The sequence below is a fragment of the Companilactobacillus bobalius genome (genome assembly GCF_009764355.1).
In genome coordinates, this window is the sequence record NZ_LNUA01000061.1 from 1 (window position 1) to 18408 (window position 18408).

The window sequence follows — 18408 nt, forward strand, 5'->3', positions numbered from 1 at the left end:
CTCCACGCCGAAAGTAGTTGGTGGGAAACTACCCGCGAGGATAGGTAGCTGCCACGCTAATGGTAAGGAATCAACCAAATGGTTGGTTCCTTTTTTTGTGCTCTCGTTTTGTTAATAATTAGTCTACAAGTATAGTCTAAAAAATCTTCATTAAGCCAAATTAGACTTATAATATAGGAGTAAGGAATTATTAGTAAAAAGGGGGAAAACATTACTATGGTAAAGTTTTTACGTACTAATAAAATTGCTTCAATCATTTTGGCTATTATTAGAGTGTACTTAGGTGTTCTATGGACAATGGCTGGATGGGAAAAAATCACTGGTGGTGCCGCCGGAGCTGTTAAGGGTTTGCTCGGCAATGCCGTTAAGAATCCTGTTAAAGGACCTACGGGTAAAGTTCTTTACCCTTGGTTCAATAATATGTTAAGTGCCATATTACCTCATTATAAGGGTATGAGCATGATGGTTTCTTGGGGTGAGTTCCTCGTTGGTTTAGGTCTAATTTTTGGTTGTTTAACAACCGCAGCTGTATTCTTTGGACTAATGATGAACTTTTCATACATGTTAGCTGAAGCTATTTCAGTTAACCCTGAATATATTTTTCTAGAATACTTCATTATTATTGCTGGTTTTAACGCTGGTAAAATTGGATTAGATTACTGGGTCATTCCTTGGATCAGAACCCACATCTTTAAACAAAAGAAACAATCCAGTATTTGGGATTGAAATAAAACTTGTTGATTGTGTAGATGTAAATCAGCAAGTTTTTTTGTGCCAAAAAGTACTATAATATTAAACTATTAAATCTATTAAGAAGAGGCAGATTGAATGACAAGAATCAGACGTGTTACAGAGGATGACGCCCAAGCGTTATTAAATATTTATGCACCCTATATTACTGATACAACGATAACTTTTGAAGATGTTATTCCATCTGTTGGAAACTTTAAACAGCGTATTCGTGATATTTCTCAAAATTTCCCTTATTTAGTCGCTGAGGACGATGACAATAAGGTACTAGGATATGCTTATGCCCATCTATACGGACCCAGAGCTGCCTATGCATGGACCGTGGAAACTAGTATTTATATTGATAAAAACTTTAAGGGACATGGTCTGGGTACGGCTCTTTACCAGAAGCTTGAGGACATTTTGAAAAGACAAGGGGTCGTTAATTTAATGGCCTGCATTACTGAGGAAAATGCTAATAGTATCAAATTTCATGAAAAGAGAGGATATAAAGAGGTTGGAACTTTTCATAAGGTCGGTTTTAAATTCAATCGCTGGTTAGATGTAACTTGGTTACAAAAGGATTTGAACGATCGTCCTCAAGAAATGTCACCAATTATTCCTTGGAAAGAATTGGATTAAATAATTGACCTAGAGTTAACTCTAAGGAGTATCATGAGCTTGTTTAAATGGAAGGAGCATTTTTTATGACGAAATTAACGGATACATTTGAGATTTATAATGGTGTGAAAATTCCTAAAGTTGCTTTTGGTACATGGCAGATCCCTGCAGAGGATGCTCGACAGGCCGTTCATGATGCTATTGATACTGGTTACAGACATATTGATACAGCTTTGGTTTATCAAAATGAAAAAGAAGTTGGACAAGGTATTAAAGATTCAGGTGTTAAACGTGAGGACTTGTTCGTAACTTCTAAATTACCAGCTGAGACCAAAAATTATGATGATGCTTTAAATGACTTTGAAACTACAATGAAGAATCTTGATTTAGATTACTTGGATCTTTATTTGATTCATGCTCCATGGCCATGGGGTCAAATTGGCGCTAATTACGACAAGGAGAATCAAGACGTATGGCGTGCAATGGAGAAAATCTATGCTTCAGGTCGCGTTAAAGCAATTGGTGTTTCTAACTTTAATGTGCATGATTTGGAAAATGTCTTACAAACAGCCAAGGTTAAGCCTATGGTTGATCAAATCCAATATTATGTTGGTTTCACAGAACCTAAGATCACTAAATTTGCTCAAGCACACGATATTTTGGTTGAAGCATATTCACCATTAGCAACTGGTGGCTTGATTCACAACCAAGATGTTCTCAAAATTGCTGAAAAATACAATGTCAGTGTTCCACAATTAGCTATTCAATTTGTTATCCAAAATGGAGTATTGCCTTTACCAAAGGCAGTTCACAAGGCTCATATTGAAGATAATGCTAAGTTAGACTTTGAAATCAGTGCTGAAGATATGGAAACTTTGAATAACATGTCTGATACAGCACCATCACATTTCCATAACTCTACTCAAGGATAAAGAAAAAGCTCAATTCAATTTGAATTGGGCTTTTTGCTTAAAAAACATGATTGTATCGTAATCATAATTTGAAAAATTATTTTTCAACTAATATTCTACATTTCTGGAAGACGTATTGTAATATTGTTATTGAAAAAAGGGGATGAGGGTATGGCACTTTACGAATCAACATTTGCCATTTTAGTGGCGGTGGCATTTGCTAATATTATTTCTAAGTTAGTTCCTAAGGTTTCATCGACGTATATTAATTTAATAATGGGAATCATTTTTGGAATTATTCCGTTAACCAATCACATGATATTGGGCTTTGATAATGAAATATTTATGTTATTAATTATTGCACCTTTATTATTTTTTGAAGGTCAACGAACAATGAATTTTATTGTCTGGCAAAAGTATCGGAATATTATAAGTACGGCTGTAGTTTTGGCGGTTATTATTGCGGCGGTTGGAATGATTTCGGTTAACTTAATTATGAAAATAGGATTACCGTTAGCTTTGATTTTGGCAGCCATTAGTACACCCACTGATGCAACGGCATTAGAATCAGTCTCCGCAGGTGTAACTTTGCCTAAAAAGGTTAATTCTATGTTAAAAATGGAATCTCTATTTAATGATGCTACTGGGATTGTCCTATTGCAGGCCGGAATGATTTGGTTTCATACTGGTACATTCTCTTTTGCGGCTAATACTAAAGCCTTTTTAATTTCGGGTATTGGTGGAATGTTTTTTGGAGTAATCTTTGCGTTTGTTACAATGCTCTTTCGTCAATGGTTAGTTAGAACCAAAATGAACGTTATTTCATCACAAACACTTATTTTTATCCTGACACCTTTTATTATTTACCTATTGTCTGAAAGAATAGGTGTCTCCGGTATTATTGCAGTTGTCAGTGCTGGATTAGTATTCAACAGTGAAATAAGACGTAGCCGCTTTACATCACCTCGACAGGTCCATTTAGGAGTTCAGTTGATAAACTTTTTAAATGAAGTTTTGAATAGTTTTGTCTTTGTAGTGTTGGGAATTACATTGGAACGAATCGTCGTTCAGCAGAAAACTAATTTACGAACATCGTGGGATTGGTTATGGATAGCGATTATTATTTATGTGTCTTCATTATTAGTTCGTTTCTTGTATGGTAAATATATAAGTAAGTTAAGTTATTATGATGCGGTTGTTTTTTCACTTGGGGGAGTACATGGGTCAGTTACTTTGGCCATGGCTTTTTCAGTTATCGGATTGAGTATTAAGGATAATTCAGCAACTTTTAACTTAATTATTCTAGTAGAGTCGGCCATTATCATCATGAGTATGCTGGTACCAACCTTTATTTTTAAATTTATTCTTAAAGGTGATAAAAAAGAAGATGCAACTACTAAAGTTAGACGAGTGTGGCAAGAAATGGTTGGTCGTGGGATCGCCAGTATTGATGATTTCGACGAATTGAATACAGAAGTTAAAAATAGTGTTATTTATGATTTGAAAGATCAATTACGGGATAATACCGTAAAGGATTATTTGAAACAATGGAATAGCGTAAATGGTTCTGTAGGCATTTTTGAAAAGAATTTGCACCAACAAGAGCACCAAGTTTTATTGCATGCATTTAATGTAGAACAGAAATACCTGTGTGATGTGTCTGAACAGAAATTATTAAATCAGGATGATGTCGATGATATATTTAGTGAATTACTTTTAGCTGAATCGCTGATTTTAGATCCACGTAATCAACCAGAAATCTAAAATGCTCCTGAAGTTATTATTAGACTATTTGTATATCTTCATGATAATATAAATATATACTAATGATGTTCATAAGAATTATTCAAGGAGATGAACTATGAGAATAAATAATGATAACCTAATGAGACTTTTAGCTTCAAATGTGGAACCAAAAATCAGCATTATCTTACCAATTCATCCAGAAACTCCTCAAATTGAAGAAAACATTCTTAATTATAAAAACTTATTGAAAGACGTTAAAAAAGATTTGGAATTGAATTATCCAAGACGTCAGTGGGACCAAGCAATTGAACGATTAGAAAATTTATTACTGGATCGCCAATTATTTAGTACCTCCAAAAAGGCTTTGATTATTTTTGCTAATAATGAGGCTATGGAAATTTCACGCATGGAACATCAAGTTTTACCTAAGGCACATGTTGGGACAACGTTCCTAGTTCAGGATCTGCTCTTGCCCGAAGAGAGTGGTGCTGATCCAGAGTATTTGATCAACCTCAGTCGTGATCGAATCAATGTTTTTAATATGGATAATCTTAAAGAAGTTGAACTTGAGGGAGTTCATAGTAATTTTGCGGACTATTATCCAGACTTTGATGTTAATGCTAATCTTAATTCTGGCTCCTACGGTGGGAAGAATGCGATTTATCATGGTCATCGAACAAAATCAGAAGAGCAGCAGAAAGATCAATTGATCTATTACCAATATTTAGATCGTAAATTGGGATCAATGTATCAACGTGAGGGCACGACTTTTCTTTTAACAGGCTTACCAGAAGTGTTAGATGTTTACTTAAATAATTATGGGAATAGCAAATATATCGATGGTGTGATTCACAGTTCAATGCTTAATTTATCACATAGAGAAATGTTGGAAAAAGTTAATGAGTATAAGAATTTTGAAACTGTCGCATTGATAGAAAAAATCAAACATGATTTGCATAGGGCGGATAATCAGGAGCGTGTGATCAATGATTTAGATACAATTAATTTTGCTTTAATGAATCGAGATATTAAATCACTGATTTCATTCAATGATGGAACATCTTATTCTGTAGAGCATAATAAAATGCTAGTTCAATCTATTTTGAATAAAACCAATTCGCAAGTGGTTTATTCAAAAGATGCAGCAGTACCAAGTATGAGTGCTATTGTGTACTAAAAAAAGGAATCTCAGTGAATAACTTGAGATTCCTTTTTTGCTGGTTAATTAATCTTTAGGTTCATTTTTTCTTAAGATACGAGCGGGATTTCCGACAACAATAACGTTATCAGGGAAGGATTTTGTAACAACTGATCCTGCACCAACGATGACATTGTTTCCTAGAGTTACTCCTGGAAGAATACTTGCGCTGCCTCCGACCCAAACATCGTTTCCGATTGTAATTGGGGCAGTTCTTTCGGCTTCAGTACGACGAACGGCTGGGTCCATGGGATGTTTTGGTGTATATAAACCGACTTTGGGACCGAATTTAACATCATTACCAATAGTAATTCTGCCTTCATCACAAAGCATGACATCGTGATTAGCATAGAAGTGATCACCGATAGTGATATTGACACCATAACTAAAGTAAATTGTTGGTTCAACGAAAAATCTATTACCAACTGATTTCATTAAACTTTTAATTTTGGTATTTCTTTGATCGTTGTCAGCAATCAAATTATATTCCATTAATTTTGTTCGTACATCGTTACGCAAGTTAACCAAAGGTTTTGATTCTAAGTAAAGTTCTCCATTTATCATCTGCTGATACGCAGGGTCTTGTTCAATTTCCATTCTCAAATCTCTCCTCTTTTAAATAAAAGTGTACATTAAGCATAGCATAACTTTTGAAAACACTGAAATATGAGTGAAAATAGGCCGGCCAATGTAAGAAATTGAAAATGAGTGATTAGGAATTTAGCTAGATTTCTTTAAAAGAGTTAGGATAGAGCTGGAACAAAATTTGGAAGTCGGGGGTAATTTGGTATGACAAACGTATTGGTAGTTGGTGCAACTGGAATAATTGGTCAAAAGGTTACAAGACAACTTTTAGATAAAACGGATGATTATTTAACATTGTTGGCTCGTAATACTAGTATCTTATCAATCGATGAAAAACGTGAACGTGAGGTTCATGGGGATGTCTTAGACGATAAGGTTTTGAATGAAGCTTTAGATGGCAATGATATTGTTCTAATGGCAACGGATAGCAATCTGGGCTTGTCGGTTCAAAGAATTATTGATGGGATGAAGATGAAAAAGATTAAGCGTCTGATCTTCATTACATCAATGGGTCTTTACAATGAGATGCCCGTTACTGATGGTGCCTCAGGTAATTTAGCACAAGATGCTCTTTTACAGCCATATCGTACAGCTGTTAGTTTGATTGAGGATTCTGAATTGAATTATACGATCCTTCGAGCAACTCGTTTAGATGCTGGAAAAGATATTAATTATGATCTAGTTGATAAGGGTGAGGCACCAACTAGTGAGGATGTTTCTTATGATAGTGTTGTCGATTACGCAGTTAGATTAGTTAACAATGGTAAGTTGGAATCACATAAGAATGTAGAGATTAGTCGTAGGGCTGTTGCTGTTAAGTAATGACTGTTTGACTTTAAGTGAAGCTGGATTTTTTTCTGGCTTCACTTTTTTGCTTTAAATAACCATTGTTCTATGTTTAATAGTGGAAACGAGCTCCACAAGGGCAACCCATTCCGGTTTGCTACAGTACTGAAATTGCCCGCCAAGTACGCGTTCGATTTCAGTACTTAGGCAAATTCTCGTGGGCTAAACGCCCCTGCTTCGCTCTCTTATCTCTTGACCTCAACCTGACTTGAGGGTATAGGATACTAAATAAGAGGTGTAATTATGGCAAAATTAATCATTTATTTTTCACTCTCAGGTAACACTAAGAGGGTGGCTCAAAAGATTCAAGCGTTGACTGGCGCTGACATTGTCAATTTGGAACCAAAAACTCCTTATCCGGAGGGTTATAGTAATTATGTACCGGTGGCTCAAAATGAATTTGAACAACAGATTCATCCAGAGATAAAAGCGACGCTTCCAGATTTGAATAAATACGATACAATCTATTTAGGATATCCAACTTGGAATGGTCGTGTGCCAATGATTTTTTATAGTCTTTTTGATAAATACGATTTTTCAAATAAGACTATTGTTCCTTTTACAACGACTGCTGGTTCAAGTGTTAATGAATCGATGCCTTACGTTCAAGAATTGGCTGCTACAAGTAAGGTAACAGATGGTTTTAGATACAATAATAACGATACCCAATTGAAAGAGTTTATTGAACAACTTGATTAGGAGGTAGTCCTATGAATATTTTGATTTTAGGAGCTAATGGTAAAGTCGCACGTCTAGTTGAAGAACAGCTATTGAGTGACAAAGCCTTCTCAGAAGTTAAATTAACGATGCTCTTGCGTAATAAAACTCGGGCTGATGATTTAATAGTTAATCGATCAATCGCTATTGAAGGGGATGTCAGGGACAACTCAGCTGTGGAAGCTGCAGTGGAGGATCAAGATATTGTTTTTGACTTAACGGGAGCTACGAAATCAATTGTTCCGACACAGAATATTATTAGGGCCATGCAGGCTAATGGTGTTATGAGAGTGATTTCTATCTGTGGTTTAGGAACTCATAGTAAGACAACTAGTCAAATTGGAACGCAGGTTGCACATCTGTATGAGCAATCAGGACTGGATTACACGATTTTAAGATTGGCTTGGTTGAATAATGTTAATGAGGTACGTTATCAGGTTACACAGCCTAATAAGCCGGTTCAGGGTAATAGTATTTCACGTAAGAGTGTAGCTGAACTTATTTTAAGAATAATCGACGATCCAGCATACTTATCGAAACAAAATGTAGGTGTTAGTGACGGAATTAAACGTGATGCACCAATTCTTTAGGCAAATCAAAAAGCTTCTCAAAACTATTTCTAGTCTTGAGAAGCTTTTTTTGTCGGGATTCTTCGATTAATTAACTGATTATGTGTGTAATGTGGGAGAAGAGTTAATTAATGGAGTTGCATTGACTACTTCAATTTAGAAGAAGTCAATGTTAGATCACTGAATAATTCGTTATTGGCAGGACTGAAGTCGAAGCCTTTAACACGATTATTAACTGGTTGCCATACGTAGTTGAATTCTTCTGGTACAACACCAGCTTGATCGTTCATGTATTCTTGCCATTGTTTGAATGTCTTAGTACGTGTCTTGTCATTCCAAGCAGATGAATCGTTCATCTTGTTGATCAATTCAGTATTCTTCTTGGTTACGAAGTGACCCATGTTGAATGGAGCAGTTTCACCATAAAGTTGTGATTGTGATGGTTCAGATGATAATGACCATGCAGCTGTCCAAAGGTCAATCTTGTTTTGACTTGGTTTTTGTAGCAAGTCATAGAAGCTATTCATTTCCATTGGTTTGCCACCGTATAATTTAACGTTCAAACCAACTTTGTGCCATTGTTGTAGATAATCTTGGTATGTAGCTTCTGTAATAGAGTTACCACTCATACCACCGAAGTAGATAGTAAGTTTCTTACCCTTTGGATCTGAACGCCACTTGCTACCGTTACGCTTCTTGTATCCAGCGTCATCAAGTAACTTGTTGGCTTTCTTAAGATTCAATGAATAACCTTTAGCTGACTTATCGTAGTACTTAGTGAATACAGGTGGAATCAAAGTGTTACCACGCCATGCAACACCATTACCAAACTTCTTAGCAACATCATCGACGTTTAGAGCGTACATCATAGCTTGACGTAGACTCTTGTTAGCCATCTTCTTATTAGAATCGGCAACGTTCTTACCAGTCTTAGTATCGAAATGGCCTAAGTTAAAGGCAAAGTAACTGTATGATAGGGCAGGTTGACCAACTTTTGTATAACCTTTAAGGTTCTTCAATTTCTTGTATGAAGTACCACCAACTTCACCAGAAGCTGAAGGAACTACGGAGTCATACTTCTTAGATTGAATGGCCTTAACAATGTTGTTTGATGAAACAACGTTGATAGTAATGTGTCCGATTTGGGCTTTCTTACCATAGTAGAACTTGTTTGGTACCCAACTTGTTGATTCACCAGTAACAATCTTATCTAGCTTGTAAGGACCAGTGAAGATAGGGTTCTTACGGATTTGTTCTGAAGATGCAAGTTTAGCAATAGGAACATTTTTGATGTATTCGTAAGGTTCAGCGGCGCCCCAAATGAATGAGTTACCAGAGAATTTCATACTTGGTGACATATGCTTGAAGTGAATAACAACTTTCTTACCTTTTTCACCATCTGGCATTTCGATACCAGAGATAGTACTTGCTGTTCCCTTATGATATGCAGCCATACCTTCAATATTTTCAAAGTCAGATGAATATTGACTTGTTGTTGATTCTTTATTACCAAGAACTTCATATGCGTACTCAACATCCTTAGCAGTTACAGGGTCACCATTTGACCATTTACCATTACTACGGATTGTAATTGTAGCTGTCTTAGCTTTACGATCAAGCTTTTGATTAGCAAGACCACCATCGATAATCTTGTAGTTCTTATCGACGTTGAACAAGTTGTTCAAACCACCAGGAGAGAAGACATGTGAGTCAGCGGCGTTTGAAGCAAGGACTGGATCTGAGATTCCTTGGAATGGTGAGTCAGCGACTTCGGCCAACTTCAAAGTACCATTCTTAGTTGCATTTTTATCTGTAGCAGCACTGTTCTTAAATGATGACTTTAATTTAATTTGAGCAGTTGTACCAGATGAAGAACTGCTGCTATTTCCGTTAGAACAACCAGCTAATGTGACGGCAGCCAAAAGTGTCACAGCTGAGAGAATAACCTTATTTTTAGTTTTAACCATTGTGTTTCCCCCTTAAGTTAAAAAACCCTATATTCACCAATTACAGAATTGGCTAAGAAAATTTGTATCCAGAAGACTTATAAAACCCGTGATTAGGAAAAGGCACCATCTCCCTTAATTTTTTGTAAAATTACGAAATAATTATTGTTCTGCAGCTCCTTGACGTTGAGATGCATCGGCTGAACGTCTAACAACTTGACCAATGTAACTAATTGATAAACAAAGGACGATAATCAACAAGGCAGCTGGTAACCATGTCCACCAATATTCGGTGATGTTATTAGGATCATTAGCATTAGCAATCAAAGTACCAAGTGATGGAGTTTGAATTGGAAGACCAAATCCCAAGTAGGAAAGACCTGTTTCAACACCAATGTTTTCAGCAAATGATAAAGTTGTATCAACGATGATCAATGATGAAATGTTAGGCATGATCTCTCGGAAAATAATCTTGAGACTGCTAGTACCAGAAGTCTTAGAAGCAGCAACGTAATCTTTTTCAGATTCTGAAAGAGTACGTGAACGAATCAAACGTGAAGTACCTTCCCAATAGAAGATAGAGAAGATAAGTGTCAATGAAACAGCATTGTAGTTTTTAATGATAGTAACTAAAACAATGATCATCATTGTCATTGGTAACATCATCATGAAGTCGTACACACGTTGCATACCCCAATCAATGTAGCCACTGAAGTAACCTGAAATTAATCCCCAGCAAATACCAAAGGTTGAAGAAATAATTGTAAGTCCGATAGCAATACCGATTGAATTACGTGAACCAACGATAAGCTGTTGAGCGATTGAACGACCACCAGCATCAGCACCGAGAGTATAACCATTGGTTCCTGGACTGATATTGTAGTTCATGATGTTGGTCTCCATCATTTTTGGAGTATTAATGAATAGTGATGCAATCATAACGAAAAGTATAAAGCCAACAACGATAAACAAGGCGATGAAAGCAGGTCGGTCAGCCTTGAACTCGTTCCAAACAATCTTGGCAGATGATGGAGTAGCTTCTTCGCTAGCTTCTTTAGTTAAACGGTCTAAGTCAGCCGCTGAAATATTTGAATGTTTATTTAGATTCTCTTCCATAAATTAACGGCCCCCTTATTCGATTCTGATTCTAGGATCAACGATACTTAGGATGATATCTGAAAGTAGCGTACCCAATAGATTCAAAATTCCGTAAATTAAAACTAAAGCAGTGATAACGGTGTAATCACGATAATTGATTGAATTGATAAATAGTAGTCCCATACCTGGATAAGAGAAGACTGTTTCAGTAAAGATAGAACCATTTAACAATCCAGTAATTGAATAACCGGCAAATGCGGCGATAGGTAATAATGAATTTCTAAAAATATGATGTTTGTAAATATCTTTTTCAGGAACACCTTTAGAACGAGCAGTTCTGACATAATCGGAACGTTTGGCGTCGATAACTTCTGAACGAAGGTATTGAACAACGTTGACAGTTCCAAATAGTGCACCCAAGATACTTGGTAATAAGATGTGGTACAAATGAGATCCAGCGGTTGGAAGTCCTGGATTAGCGGTAGCTGAAACGGAACCTGTAGTTGGGAACCAGCCTAGAACGTAACCGAAGATCCAGATACCAATAACTAAAACAACGAAGAAAGGAATACTGTAAGTTACATATGTGTAAATTCTGACGATATTGTCAGGAAGTTTACCTTCATGCTTAGCAGCAAACATACCCATTGGTAGAGCAAAACAGTAAGTAAGAACTGTTGTAAGTAAGGCTAACCAAATGGTATTAACGGCACGGCTACCAATTAAACGAGTAACTGGTTCTTGATATTGATAACTGTTACCCAAGTTACCGTGGAATAGATGGACAACCCAATTCCAATATTGTTGATACCAAGGATCGTACAAACCATTCATTTTCATCAAATGATGAAGTTGAGCAGGATCAGATTTAGGATTAATGGAACCGGTGAAAGGATCACCAGGCATTGCCTTAGCTAATAGGAAAACTAAAAGACTAAGAATAATAACTTCAGGAATCATAATCATGATACGACGGAGAACTGTTTTCCACATTATGCCTTCACCTCTCCTTCTTGTTTGATGATCTTGTTGGCAACTTCTTTTGGTAGAGCAACTGAATGAGTTGGACTAATTGGAACTAGTGGGAAAGCTTTACCATCTTTGTCGTAATACTTGTCTTGTTGTTCACGATAGACTTCTTCAACGGCTAAACGATTAGCACGATGTTGTTGTCTGTTGTTAACACTTGTTTCAGGAATGGCGGCTAGTAAACGCTTAGTGTAGATATGAACGGGATGATTATAAATATCATCACGAGTTCCAATTTCAACTAGCCGGCCACGGTTCATGATAGCGATGTTGTTACACATATGTCTGACAACACCCAAATCATGGGAGATGAATAGGTAAGAAATTCCAAATTCACGTTGAATTTTCTTCATGAAATTTAGAACTTGAGCTTGAACGGAAAGGTCCAAAGCGGAAACCGGTTCATCAGCGATGATCAATTTAGGGTTAGTGGCAACGGCACGAGCGACTCCGATACGTTGTCTTTGACCACCAGAGAATTGATGAGGATACTTGTATAAAGCATCAGGATCCAAACCAACGATATCTAGTAGTTGTAAAACTCTTAATTTCTCTTCATCTTTACTTAAATGCTCGAAATTTCTTAATGGTTCTGCGATAATATCTTCAATTCTTTTTCTAGGATTCAAACTAGAAAGGGAATCTTGGAAAATCATTTGAACATCATGGTTGTAATCAAGTTCTTTACGGTTGATCTTTTTGGTAATATCTTTACCTTGATACATGATTGAACCGCTTGTGATTTTTTCTAGGCCAACGACTGATTTACCAGTGGTTGATTTACCTGAACCAGATTCACCAACTAATCCGTAAGTCTCACCAGCTTCAATATTGAAACTGATACCATCGACAGCCTTTACAGAATCAGTAATTCGATTCCAAAATCCAGAACGGATAGGGTAGTGAACTTTTAAATTTTTGATTTCAACTAAACTCATGCTTTCACACTCCCAACCTGATCTGGAAACGAGAAGTTCTTGTAACAAGTACAACGAACTTCATGTCCAGGTTCTATTTCATGCATTGTTGGATTTTCTTCGTGTTCTTCAGGTTTGACCCAAGGAATACGTGGTGCAAATCGATCACCAATCTTAGACATCTTTTGTAATGAGGGAACATTACCTTGGATGACATATAAGTCATCGTTTTGATTGTCACGTTGAGGCATTGATCTTAATAGTGAACGTGTATAAGGATGCTTTGGAGTATTGAAGATTTGTTCGACGCTACCTTCTTCAACAATTTGTCCGGCGTACATAACTGCTACACGATCCGCTGTTTCAGCAACAACTCCTAAATCATGAGTGATTAAGATGATACCGGCGTGATTTTCGGATTGAATCTTTCTTAGAACATCCAAGATTTGAGCTTGAATTGTTACATCAAGAGCAGTTGTTGGTTCGTCAGCGATGATTAAATCGGGTTTGCAAGCAATGGCAATCGCGATAATAACACGTTGACGCATACCACCGGAGAGTTGATGTGGAAATTGATGAGCAGTTCTTTTAGGATCAACAATTCCTACTTCTTTTAATAGTTCCAAAACTCGATCATGCTTTTGCTCGGCAGTCAATTTAGTATGGTAAGTCATGACCTCACTAATTTGATCTTCAATCCTTTTTAGAGGATTTAAAGCAGATAGTGGATCTTGGAAGATCATTCCGATTTTGGCTCCTCGGAATTTGTTGTATCCAGCTTCATCAAGTTTTAAAAGGTTAGTGCCTTCAAAATCAATTTCACCTGAAATTTTTGTTTCGGATGGATCATGCAATCCCATAATGGTTGTGGCTAAAGTACTCTTTCCACATCCAGACTCACCAACAATGGCGAGAATCTCATCATGATGAACTGTGAGATTAATATGAGAAATAGCATCGTAATATTTACCGTTAATCTTAAAAGCAGTATTAACATCTTTAATATTTAGAAAATCTGATGTAGTTTCCAAGATATCCCCTCCTGATTCTAATAATCTTCTTATTTAAACCCTAAGATGCAAAGATACGTCTGTACCAGTGCTCTGTTGAACTTTTTTAATAATTGAGTTCGATTATAGTTAATCATTTTCTAATTTACAACCCCCAATATTAAAATAATATTAAAAAACTTTATTATTTATTCATAATCGGGCTATAAACTTTGTTTTATCTGTATGAACAGACTATACAATTAAATTAGAAAGATTAGAAAAAAGTTAACTTATAAATGACGATACGTATATTTTCAGGTCACTGGTCTAATTATTGATACCAAAGAGATTCATAGAATATAGGAGAAGATAGAATAGACTAATTAATTGACGTTATAACGGCAATGGTTTGAACCAATTATCTTAGAAATAAAAAAGAGTTTCAGAAAAATTAGTTTCTGAAACTCCTTTAAAGAAAATTTTTATTATTTTCATGAAAAATTAGTTAGTAAAATAAGTTGAAACGCTATCATTGACGTGTCAGAATATGAAAACACGGTATTAAAAAAATGAATTCTGAATGAAAATGGTGGTAATATATCCGTGAAGAAGGGTGATCTTATGCGTCAACAAATGCGTCATCAAAAGAAAACTAAGAAACCATTAATTTTAACAATCATCATTTCACTACTAGTCTTAATAGTTTTATGTGTTGTTTTCTTTTTCCCATTAAACAATATGTTGCGCAGTGCGACAGGTAATGATACTCCTAGCGATAAAGCTGTGAAGTCCGAGCTGGTCAAAAGAGTTAAGGCTCGTAAAACCGGTGATGCCAAGAATGACGAGAAAATCAATCGAGCTGCTTCGGTTTTGGGTAAGAAAAAGATGTCTGAAATTATGTCAGCTGCGGATAGTCAGAAAAAGACAGCTACACTTATTGAGGATTCGTCTGCTTTGACAAAGGAACAATCCCAAAAGGCTGCGCAGGAAATTTTTTCTAATGATGAGTATTCTGGATTGAGAACTGCGATTAATAATGGAAATTGGTATCAAGCATATCAACAATATCAGAAACTTTCTAATAATGGAGAGTTAAATCAATTGCAACAAGATATCAATCAGAAATGAAGATAACAAAAAAGTGCAAATCAAAATTTGCACTTTTTTTGTAATTTGAAATAAACTATCTAGTGATGGCATATTTCAAATGAATAATTTTAAGAATTTTCTGGAAATGTGGAATTATCCGTATTATCGTTATCGGCATCATAGAAGAATGCTTGAATGGGGATGTTGTATTTATTATGAATTAATAATATCTCTTTTTGAGTGAACCCTAAGTCATCATTCTTTCTACGAATAGTAGATGTTGATTTGTCGAGAAGTTTGGCAATATCACTTTGTTTGATGTTCTTTAACGTAAAATATGCTTTTAAATATTGATTACTATACATAATAAATTCCCTTTTTTTAAGTTTTCCTTAATCAAGGACAAGAACATGGTAAACTAGAAATTCTTTTTTTTCAATAACTTTTTTTGAAAAAACCATATTTTAAGTTAAAATATCATATATGAAAGGTATAGGTTGTATTTGACACATGATAACGATTGGAAAGTATTTGCGTAAAAAAAGACTTTTGAAAGATTTGACGCTCCAACAAGTGGTTGATTCTACAAAAACAGTGTATGGTTGCACGACATCAACTTCGGTTTTGAGTGCAATTGAAACGGACAAAAATAAGATCATCGATGGTGAACTCTTATTTGTATTATCCGATTTTTACGAGATTGATTTAAAAGAATTACAAGGATTAATTCTAAAAAATTTGCAGATTAAATAAAAAATTTACTTTCAAAAATTAGTTGTATTAGCAGATACTTCTATATAAATAAATCTATATTGTTTAATAATTATATTAAATATGGTCAAAAACAAAATAAATGAATATTGAATTATGGCTCACTCGTAGGAATATCTTGAATAACGAGTGAGCTTTTTTAGTTGCCAAAAGTTTGAATGATAAATCACAAGTGAAATAGTTCACATCTACAAAAAAATAAGTACAATAAAGGCAGAGGATTCGATTTATGTGAACGACATTACTGATATTGAGGGCAAAATATCTTTAATGAACGGATGATGACTTATGGAATATTGTGTAACCACCAAAAATAATGACAGTTGGTATATTGGTACCAACGACTTCGACCTCTTCAAGGCTGATAAAACCGAAGCAATAATGTTTCAAGGCAACGGTTATCTAGGTATAAGAGCAACTGCTGAAGAAAGAAACTTGAACGAAAGACGTGATATGTTCGTGGCCGGAACGTTTGATGCGTTCAACGATGAAGTCACAGAACTTCCTAATTTACCTGATCTATTAAATATGGAAATCGTAATCAATCAACGAGCGTTTTCTTTAAGCACGGGATTGATAGAAAACTATCATAAACATCTCAATTTAAAGAATGGTGAGTTAGTTCGGTCATTTGATTGGCTAATTGACGGTAATAGAATCAGTTTTAAGTTTTCACGTTTTGTTTCAATGAGTGATGTTCATTTATTTGTCTCCAAATTGGAAATCACCTCTGATCAAAGTGACTTAAGTATTAAGCTCAATTCGGGGATTGATGGTCAATATTCCAATAGTGGAACTCAACATTTAGTTGAAGGCGATAAACGTTTATTTGATGGTAAAATTCTGCAAATGCAGGAAAAGACGCAACAGACGAATATTGGTTTTGCTTTTAATGTGACACAAAAGGCCTACATAGATGAAGTATTGTTAAAAGTTAAACCCAATATTAGAATGGATCGCCGCCAAATTTTTGACGAATACAATGTTGATTTAACTAAAGGTGAGAAATTTACTTTTGTTAAATATGCCAATGTTTATACGACTATTGATAATGATGTGGGTCATGACACTATCTCAGACATATCAATGGATGCGATTAAACGTTCCAGTTTACTCAATTATGATGAATTATTGAATAAATCAACTAATGCTTGGAATATCAACGTTTGGCAACGTAGTTTGATCAGTATTGATTCAGATGATGTCAAACCACAAGTAGCGATTAACTTTGCTCGTTACCAGTTAGCAGCTAATACTCCAAAGGATTCAAGGATGAATATTGGGGCTAAAGGTTTAACTGGTGAAGGATATAAAGGACATACTTTCTGGGATACAGAGATCTATATGTTGCCATACTTTACCTTTACAATGCCGGAGATGGCTCGTAATCTTTTGAAATATCGTTATTTAGGACTAGATGGTGCTAGAAAGAAAGCTAAAGCCAACGGTTACTGGGGAGCTCAATTTCCTTGGGAGTCTGCTTGGTCGACGGATGGTGAAATGACACCACCTTGGGGTTCAGTTGATATCGTAACTGGGAAACCAATGCGGATTCTTTCTGGTTCTTTGGAACAGCACATTACCAGTGATGTAGTTATTGCCGTAATGCAATACTTATCAATTACTAAAGATGAGCGATTTGCTGAGGAAATGGGCTATGAAATTATTTTAGATGCTGCTAAGTTCTGGGCTAGTCGTCTAGAATGGGACCCCGCACGTAAGAAGTTTGTGATCGATAATGTGATTGGACCTGATGAGTACAAGGAGCATATTGATAACAGTGCGTTTACTAACTACACGGCTTTCTGGTGTATTCAAAAAGCCATTGCTGTGGTCGGTCTATTGAGGAACTCTAATCCAGAAATATATAACGAATTGAATTTGAGATTAAAACTCGATGACGCTTATCAGGATTGGATATCTAAGGTAGATTTAATTTTTCTACCAAAGCCTAATGAATTCGATGTTATTCCAGAAGACGATACATATTTACAAAAGAAAATAATTGAAACAACTCAGTACCAATCCGATGGAGGTCATGCAAAGATCTTCAAGGATTACAATTTGCAACAAATCAATGACTTACAGGTTACTAAGCAGGCTGATGTCTTATTGTTAGTCTTCTTATTTGAAGATTTATTTAGCGACGATATTAAACTTGCCAATTGGAATTACTATGAACCCAAGACTACACACGATTCATCACTATCTTTCTCAACTCATAGTATTTTGGCCAGTGATTTAAATTTGGCTGATAAAGCTTATGATTATTTTGAGAGAGCATGTGAGGTCGATTTAGGGACAGGCGTCGGTAAATCAGCTCAAGGGTTACATATGGCCTCAATTGGTGGTATTTGGAACATGATTGTTGAAGGATTCGGTGGTATCAGAGTTCTTGATGGTCAATTGAGAATCGAACCGCATCTTCCAAGCAAATGGAATAGTTTGCATTTTGAAATTAATTGGCATGGCAGTCTGTTGAAGATTGATGTGTACAAGGATACCTTCCAAGTATCTGTTTTAGGAGACGCCATTACTTTTATTAACCACAATGAGATTTATCACGTTGCTGCTAATTCAAAAATAGAAATCCCTATATCGATTGAAGTGAACGTAGAGGATTAAAGAAGAGTCTTATCAATTC

At 35.7% G+C, this 18408-nt stretch carries 18 protein-coding genes; 11 read left to right on the top strand and 7 right to left on the bottom strand.

Features of this window, described 5'->3' with window-relative positions; genetic code table 11:
• The first annotated feature begins 216 nt into the window (after window positions 1-216).
• The 5 genes from ATN92_RS14330 (at window position 217) to ATN92_RS14350 (ending at window position 5184) form a co-directional block, all read left to right on the top strand.
• Window positions 217-726, top strand: a complete 510-nt coding sequence (locus ATN92_RS14330) for a DoxX family protein (RefSeq protein WP_056953006.1) — start codon at window positions 217-219, stop codon at window positions 724-726.
• Window positions 727-828: 102 nt separating this feature from the next.
• A complete protein-coding gene (locus ATN92_RS14335; RefSeq protein WP_056953008.1) occupies window positions 829-1371 on the top strand; it encodes a GNAT family N-acetyltransferase in 543 nt (180 codons plus the stop codon).
• Between the two features lie 65 nt (window positions 1372-1436).
• The gene (locus ATN92_RS14340; protein ID WP_056953009.1) at window positions 1437-2282 is read left to right on the top strand and encodes an aldo/keto reductase family protein; all 846 of its coding nucleotides are present in this window, start codon (window positions 1437-1439) and stop codon (window positions 2280-2282) included.
• Window positions 2283-2432: 150 nt separating this feature from the next.
• Window positions 2433-4025: a cation:proton antiporter gene (locus ATN92_RS14345; RefSeq protein ID WP_056953011.1), complete on the top strand. Its 1593-nt coding sequence runs from the start codon at window positions 2433-2435 to the stop codon at window positions 4023-4025.
• A gap of 97 nt (window positions 4026-4122) precedes the next feature.
• Window positions 4123-5184 carry a baeRF8 domain-containing protein gene (locus ATN92_RS14350; RefSeq protein ID WP_056953013.1) on the top strand — a complete coding sequence of 354 codons (1062 nt, stop codon included), beginning with the start codon at window positions 4123-4125 and terminating at the stop codon, window positions 5182-5184.
• A 48-nt stretch (window positions 5185-5232) separates the two neighbouring features.
• Here the strand turns inward: ATN92_RS14350 and ATN92_RS14355 are convergent, their stop codons facing one another.
• On the bottom strand, window positions 5233-5802 hold the full coding sequence (locus tag ATN92_RS14355; protein ID WP_056953015.1) for a sugar O-acetyltransferase: 570 nt from the start codon (window positions 5800-5802) through the stop codon (window positions 5233-5235).
• Between the two features lie 192 nt (window positions 5803-5994).
• Here ATN92_RS14355 and ATN92_RS14360 point away from each other — a divergent pair, with 192 nt between their 5' ends.
• The 3 genes from ATN92_RS14360 to ATN92_RS14370 all read left to right on the top strand — a co-directional run bounded on the left by ATN92_RS14360 (window position 5995) and on the right by ATN92_RS14370 (window position 7943).
• Complete coding sequence (locus ATN92_RS14360) at window positions 5995-6612, top strand: NAD(P)H-binding protein (protein WP_056953017.1); 618 nt, start codon at window positions 5995-5997, stop codon at window positions 6610-6612.
• 267 nt (window positions 6613-6879) lie between these two features.
• Window positions 6880-7335 (top strand): flavodoxin, encoded by a 456-nt coding sequence (locus ATN92_RS14365; protein WP_056953019.1) that lies wholly within the window; start codon window positions 6880-6882, stop codon window positions 7333-7335.
• Between the two features lie 11 nt (window positions 7336-7346).
• Complete coding sequence (locus ATN92_RS14370) at window positions 7347-7943, top strand: NAD(P)H-binding protein (protein ID WP_056953021.1); 597 nt, start codon at window positions 7347-7349, stop codon at window positions 7941-7943.
• A 125-nt stretch (window positions 7944-8068) separates the two neighbouring features.
• On the opposite strand, the gene ATN92_RS14375 is transcribed toward ATN92_RS14370, so the two are convergent.
• The 5 genes from ATN92_RS14375 to ATN92_RS14395 all read right to left on the bottom strand — a co-directional run bounded on the left by ATN92_RS14375 (window position 8069) and on the right by ATN92_RS14395 (window position 13946).
• Complete coding sequence (locus ATN92_RS14375) at window positions 8069-9889, bottom strand: oligopeptide ABC transporter substrate-binding protein (RefSeq protein ID WP_056953023.1); 1821 nt, start codon at window positions 9887-9889, stop codon at window positions 8069-8071.
• A 141-nt stretch (window positions 9890-10030) separates the two neighbouring features.
• Window positions 10031-10984: an ABC transporter permease gene (locus ATN92_RS14380; RefSeq protein ID WP_056953025.1), complete on the bottom strand. Its 954-nt coding sequence runs from the start codon at window positions 10982-10984 to the stop codon at window positions 10031-10033.
• 15 nt (window positions 10985-10999) lie between these two features.
• The gene (locus tag ATN92_RS14385) at window positions 11000-11959 is read right to left on the bottom strand and encodes an ABC transporter permease (RefSeq protein ID WP_056953027.1); all 960 of its coding nucleotides are present in this window, start codon (window positions 11957-11959) and stop codon (window positions 11000-11002) included.
• Window positions 11959-12933 carry an ABC transporter ATP-binding protein gene (locus ATN92_RS14390; RefSeq protein ID WP_056953029.1) on the bottom strand — a complete coding sequence of 325 codons (975 nt, stop codon included), beginning with the start codon at window positions 12931-12933 and terminating at the stop codon, window positions 11959-11961. The genes ATN92_RS14385 and ATN92_RS14390 overlap by 1 nt, the downstream gene beginning before the upstream one ends.
• A complete protein-coding gene (locus ATN92_RS14395; protein WP_034543831.1) occupies window positions 12930-13946 on the bottom strand; it encodes an ABC transporter ATP-binding protein in 1017 nt (338 codons plus the stop codon). The genes ATN92_RS14390 and ATN92_RS14395 overlap by 4 nt, the downstream gene beginning before the upstream one ends.
• Before the next feature lie 579 nt (window positions 13947-14525).
• On the opposite strand from ATN92_RS14395, the gene ATN92_RS14400 reads away from it, so the two are divergent.
• Window positions 14526-15032: a hypothetical protein gene (locus ATN92_RS14400; RefSeq protein WP_056953031.1), complete on the top strand. Its 507-nt coding sequence runs from the start codon at window positions 14526-14528 to the stop codon at window positions 15030-15032.
• 89 nt (window positions 15033-15121) lie between these two features.
• On the opposite strand, the gene ATN92_RS14405 is transcribed toward ATN92_RS14400, so the two are convergent.
• Complete coding sequence (locus tag ATN92_RS14405; protein WP_056953033.1) at window positions 15122-15358, bottom strand: helix-turn-helix domain-containing protein; 237 nt, start codon at window positions 15356-15358, stop codon at window positions 15122-15124.
• Window positions 15359-15503: 145 nt separating this feature from the next.
• Between ATN92_RS14405 and ATN92_RS14410 the strand changes: the two genes are divergently transcribed.
• Both ATN92_RS14410 and ATN92_RS14415 read left to right on the top strand, forming a co-directional pair.
• Window positions 15504-15746 carry a helix-turn-helix domain-containing protein gene (locus ATN92_RS14410; protein ID WP_056953042.1) on the top strand — a complete coding sequence of 81 codons (243 nt, stop codon included), beginning with the start codon at window positions 15504-15506 and terminating at the stop codon, window positions 15744-15746.
• A 306-nt stretch (window positions 15747-16052) separates the two neighbouring features.
• Window positions 16053-18389: a glycoside hydrolase family 65 protein gene (locus ATN92_RS14415; RefSeq protein ID WP_056953050.1), complete on the top strand. Its 2337-nt coding sequence runs from the start codon at window positions 16053-16055 to the stop codon at window positions 18387-18389.
• Window positions 18390-18408 lie beyond the last annotated feature (19 nt).

Coding starts and splice junctions, on each gene's coding strand:
- ATN92_RS14385 (WP_056953027.1), bottom strand. CDS start 11,959: ATGTGGAAAACAGTTCTCCGTCGTATCATGATTATGATTCCTGAAGTT.
- ATN92_RS14330 (WP_056953006.1), top strand. CDS start 217: ATGGTAAAGTTTTTACGTACTAATAAAATTGCTTCAATCATTTTGGCT.
- ATN92_RS14365 (WP_056953019.1), top strand. CDS start 6,880: ATGGCAAAATTAATCATTTATTTTTCACTCTCAGGTAACACTAAGAGG.
- ATN92_RS14410 (WP_056953042.1), top strand. CDS start 15,504: ATGATAACGATTGGAAAGTATTTGCGTAAAAAAAGACTTTTGAAAGAT.
- ATN92_RS14390 (WP_056953029.1), bottom strand. CDS start 12,933: ATGAGTTTAGTTGAAATCAAAAATTTAAAAGTTCACTACCCTATCCGT.
- ATN92_RS14335 (WP_056953008.1), top strand. CDS start 829: ATGACAAGAATCAGACGTGTTACAGAGGATGACGCCCAAGCGTTATTA.
- ATN92_RS14415 (WP_056953050.1), top strand. CDS start 16,053: ATGGAATATTGTGTAACCACCAAAAATAATGACAGTTGGTATATTGGT.
- ATN92_RS14355 (WP_056953015.1), bottom strand. CDS start 5,802: ATGGAAATTGAACAAGACCCTGCGTATCAGCAGATGATAAATGGAGAA.
- ATN92_RS14405 (WP_056953033.1), bottom strand. CDS start 15,358: ATGTATAGTAATCAATATTTAAAAGCATATTTTACGTTAAAGAACATC.
- ATN92_RS14350 (WP_056953013.1), top strand. CDS start 4,123: ATGAGAATAAATAATGATAACCTAATGAGACTTTTAGCTTCAAATGTG.
- ATN92_RS14360 (WP_056953017.1), top strand. CDS start 5,995: ATGACAAACGTATTGGTAGTTGGTGCAACTGGAATAATTGGTCAAAAG.
- ATN92_RS14380 (WP_056953025.1), bottom strand. CDS start 10,984: ATGGAAGAGAATCTAAATAAACATTCAAATATTTCAGCGGCTGACTTA.
- ATN92_RS14370 (WP_056953021.1), top strand. CDS start 7,347: ATGAATATTTTGATTTTAGGAGCTAATGGTAAAGTCGCACGTCTAGTT.
- ATN92_RS14375 (WP_056953023.1), bottom strand. CDS start 9,889: ATGGTTAAAACTAAAAATAAGGTTATTCTCTCAGCTGTGACACTTTTG.
- ATN92_RS14340 (WP_056953009.1), top strand. CDS start 1,437: ATGACGAAATTAACGGATACATTTGAGATTTATAATGGTGTGAAAATT.
- ATN92_RS14345 (WP_056953011.1), top strand. CDS start 2,433: ATGGCACTTTACGAATCAACATTTGCCATTTTAGTGGCGGTGGCATTT.
- ATN92_RS14400 (WP_056953031.1), top strand. CDS start 14,526: ATGCGTCAACAAATGCGTCATCAAAAGAAAACTAAGAAACCATTAATT.